General features: G+C 42.8%; 3 protein-coding genes. 1 reads left to right on the top strand and 2 read right to left on the bottom strand.

Annotated elements, in window-relative coordinates; all coding sequences use genetic code 11:
- Positions 1 to 552 precede the first annotated feature (552 nt).
- Both OI18_RS22510 and OI18_RS22505 read right to left on the bottom strand, forming a co-directional pair.
- Entirely contained in the window at positions 553 to 957 is a 405-nt protein-coding gene (locus OI18_RS22510) for a hypothetical protein (protein WP_152616943.1), read from the bottom strand.
- Between the two features lie 67 nt (positions 958 to 1024).
- A complete protein-coding gene (locus OI18_RS22505) occupies positions 1025 to 3412 on the bottom strand; it encodes an ABC transporter permease (protein WP_039144316.1) in 2388 nt (795 codons plus the stop codon).
- Positions 3413 to 3577: 165 nt separating this feature from the next.
- Between OI18_RS22505 and OI18_RS22500 the strand changes: the two genes are divergently transcribed.
- On the top strand, positions 3578 to 4429 hold an 852-nt coding region (locus tag OI18_RS22500), incomplete at its 3' end, for a nickel-binding protein (protein WP_052273499.1).

The following is a 4429-nucleotide window of genomic DNA, read 5'->3' as shown; positions in this document are numbered from 1 at the left end:
CAAGGGTTTTATTTACTAAAGGATACTTATTCCGGCAATTAATAAACCAGGTTATCTATTACCTAAACTCCAAGCGAATTAGGTTAACCTTTCATCGTCGAGGCTGGAAAGATTGATAGAAGTAAACTTAAAAGTTAAAAGCAAATTGCTTTAGTACTTGTTAAAATATATATTGAAGATTCATGGCAAGGCTTAGAATGTTGTAAGTAATAGATTGGCGAAATGAAATATGGCGTCTTTGCACATTTTTACCTAGCTTTATGTTTGGCTAAGATTAGTGAATGATTCATTGAGTTATTTGAATTTGCGAATTATAATAGATTGGTAACTAATAAGTTGTAGGGTAGGTTCGACTCCCTCCAGCTCCACTTCGCCCACCTACGCCAAGGCTACGGTGGGCAAACGTTCAGAAACTCCACCCTCGCCCAACGAAGCTTTAGCGTAGTTGGGCCGCCCACCTACGCTAAAGCTTCGGTGGGCAAAGCCCGTAAGACAGTTTGTTTTGCGGGCTTTTTTGTTTTTATTCCCTGGTAAATTCTGCCCTGCAAAGATTCAATCCCGTAGTAGCTCCAGGTTAATCTGGTCGTTCGTTGAGTCGTATGTTAGTTTGTATGTATACCGACCACTTTTTAACGGGTTCTCACCTACATAATCAATAGGCTGGATAGTGTAAGTCTGGTTATTCATTGTGAGGCTGATGGCTGCGTAGGAATACAATATACTGAATTGTCTATAGTGGGTCTTTGCATCTGCCTCTACTGGTCCAAAGTTATGAGTATTGGCTCCAGGGTTATCTTGTTGCGTGCCAGGTAGTTTAACGGTACAATCATAAAATGTCCAGGGAGTGGCGTTGAAAACCCGCAACAGGCCGTTTGTCGCAGGGGAATTGTCTTTTTTACATCCTGTAATAGCAGTTAGTCCTGCCATAAGGCAGATGATATAGTATGTTTTTCTCATGTTTTGCCTGACATGCATGTCTACAGAATAGTTGCTTGGGGCAATCCGTCTCTTTTTCCGTAGCTGCTTACTCGCTCCGCAAACTACTGACCGGGTTCGCCAATGCTGCTTTTATGGTATGGAAGATGACCGTAAGCAGGGTAATACTTAATACTGCCAGCAGCGACAAAACAAACGGGCTGATTCCCAACCCAGTATTGTAAGGGAAGATCTTCAGCCACTTCGACATAAAATAGGCTGCAACCGGGAATGCGATGATACATGACAAACCAACCAGCAGGACAAAGTTTTTTGTAACCAAAGGAATAATCTCTCCGACACTTGCTCCCAATACCTTCCGGATACTGATTTCTTTTTGCCGCTGTTCGGTGGTGAATGCAATCAGTCCCAACAGCCCGAGACAGGTAATCAGGATGGTTAATACAGAGAATGCAGTAAATATTTTTCCGCGCTTCTGGTCAGCAGCATACTGGCTGTCAAAATCCTGATCGAGAAATGTATACTGGAATGGTATATCCGGGAATGTATTTTTCCAGGTGGTTTCGATGCCGGCGATGGCAGAGGATATATCTCCGCCACGTAATTTAAGCTGGATAAGGTTGCTGTTCGGACTGTATACGAGGATCAGTGGGGCAATTTCATTGTAAAGGGACTTCTGGTTGAAATCGCGTACCACGCCAATAACCTCGAGGAAATTACCGGAAGTGTCGCCGGGGAATTTTACCCGTTTCCCGAGAGAGTTCTCACCCCAGCCAAACTCTTTGGCCAGTTTTTCATTTACCAGAATGCTGTGCAATGTATCGGCCAGACCTGAGAAGTTTCTTCCTTTTACAATTTTGATTCCAAGTGTTTTCAGGTAATCTTCATCTGCGCTATATACGTCAACGCCTTTGTCAACATACCCGTCTTTTGTTTCAACCGAAAATAAATTGAAGCTGATTCCCGAACCTGGTACACCATTGGAAGTGCTGGCAGAAATTACATTCGGATTTTTTCGCATCTCGTTCTTGAATGAGAGAACGGAGCTTCGGATGTTCCTGTCTGTTATGGCAGATGCGGTTAACACATGCGACTTATCAAACCCCAGGTCTTTATTTCTCAGGTAATTAAGTTGGCCATATACAACCCAGGTACAGATCAGCATTATCATTGAAATAGAAAACTGAATCACTACCAGTGTCCGTCTTAAGTTCACATTGCTTGAACCCTTGGATAAGCTGCCTTTTAAAACACTGACCGGGTTAAACTTCGATAAATAGAATGCAGGGTAACTGCCGCCAACTAGTCCAACAAAAAGAACTACGGCCAGTAATATCAGGATGGTATCCGGTTTGAATAAAGTCCAGAACGAAATAAACTTCCCGGCTATATTGTTGAACATAGGCAGGAAGATAGCTATTAGCCCAATGCTGATCAACAGCGCTACAAAAGCCGTAAGCGTGGATTCTATCAGGAATTGAAGTACCAGTTGCGTTTTGTTTGAGCCGGTCACTTTCCTGATACCTATTTCTTTTGCTCTCCTCGCAGACCTGGCTGTTGTGAGATTCATATAATTGATGCAGGCGATCAGCAGCATGAAAAACGCGACGGCCGAAAATATATAGATGTATGACATGCTGCCGACTTCTTCAGGTTCGTTGACAGTTGTAGAATGAAGATGGATGGATGTGATCGGTTGCGCTTCGAACCTGATTTTTATATTGTACTGCGTAAATATCGAAGCGAGATATTTATCATACATCGGTTTCATCTTATTGGTAAAAGCTGCCGCCGATGTGCCAGGCTTCAACAAAACGTAAGTGTAGAAATCAAAACTACCCCAGTTATTCCCGAAATCAGCCGGCAACGTATTCCTTGAAGCAAGTATGTTGAAAAGGAAATGGGAGTTTTTGGGTATGTCTTTTATGACGCCCGTTACTTTGTACAATTTACCATTTACGTTCTCCAGCGTTTTGCCGAGATATTTCTTATTATTCCCGAAAAACTTGATGGCTGATGATTCGGAGAGCACTAACGTGTTCGGTTCCTGCAAAGCGGTTTGGGGGTTGCCTTCTATAAACCTACATTGAAAAACACGGAAAACATTACTGTCGGCAAAGAATACTTTCTCTTCGTAAAGTCTTGTGCCCCCGTTTTTAAACATGGTCCGCCCGCTGTTCACAAACCTGACAGCTTCTTCCACTTCGGGGTAATCGTTTGCCAGTGCTGGTCCTGCCGGGAACGGGGCTATTGCCCACCGCATGGTATCCCTGTCTGCTTCCTTGATGATGGAATTTATCCGGAAAATCCTTTCAGCGTTCGGAAAGTGTTTATCGAAGCTTAATTCATCTTTTATATAAAAAATCAGGAACATCCCAAAGGTTATTCCAATGGTCAGTCCCAGGATATTCAGGAGACTATACCATTTGTCTTTTTTGAAATTGCGGAGTGCAACAAGCAAAAGATTCTTTACCATACAAATTGTACCACAGGTTTGGTTTCTACCAGGTAGTATAATAAAAATATCCAATTAAATGAAATTTAAAGGGGCCATTCATCATAATTAGCGTTCACAAGAGCCAACATGGAAACTTGGTCAGCCGGCTTAAAAATTATTAACTTCATGAACTAACGAAGAGCCATGCCTATTTACATGGATGTACACAATGTTCCCGGCGTAAAAGCGAGGGATGTCGCTGAAGCTCATCAGAAAGATCTCCTTCACCAGGAAGAATATGGCTGTAAAGCCATGACCTACTGGATAGACGAAAAGCGGGAAACTATATTTTGCCTAATTGAAGCTCCGGACCGCCAGTCCGTGGAGGAAATGCACAACAAAGCCCATGGGCTCATCCCGAATAAAATCATTGAAGTAAGAAGTGAATTGGTAGAATCCTTTTTAGGCAGGATCTATGATCCGGAAGATGCAGGAGCTTCTGAAGAAGGCCTGAAAGTTTTCAGGGATCCTTCGTTTCGCATTCTCGTGGTAACAAAAACCGCTGACCCGGTATTGTTGCAACATAAATACGGCATTGAAAAGGCAAATGAGCTGTTAACCCTGCATGATAACATTATAAGGAAAAACATTGCACAATATAACGGCCGTGAAGTCGAGCATGGTGGAATCGGGTTTATAATTTCCTTTGCTTCAGCAGGCAAAGCAGTTTCTTGTTCGCTGGCGATTCAAAAGGAAATGCAGGATGCCGATGCGGAGTCTCTTGAATTCAGGATTGGTATTAATGCTGGTGAACCTGTTGAAAAGAGTAACAAATTATTTGGTGATACAATACAATTGGCGGGCACCATGTGTGCAATCGCCAGGAACTTCCGGATATCTGTTACCTCACCAGTTAAGGAACTCATGTCAAGGGATTATTTTCAAGACAAAGACAGGAATTTTTTGAGCCTGGCGCCCCAGGACGAAGCCTTGCTCGAAGTATTATTCAATAAATTGGAGGAAAACTGGCAGGATCCTGATTTTGATATTCCAGAT

It is taken from the genome of Flavihumibacter solisilvae, from assembly GCF_000814475.1.
GTDB lineage: Bacteria > Bacteroidota > Bacteroidia > Chitinophagales > Chitinophagaceae > Flavihumibacter > Flavihumibacter solisilvae.
This window is presented reverse-complemented; position numbering and strand designations above follow the sequence as displayed.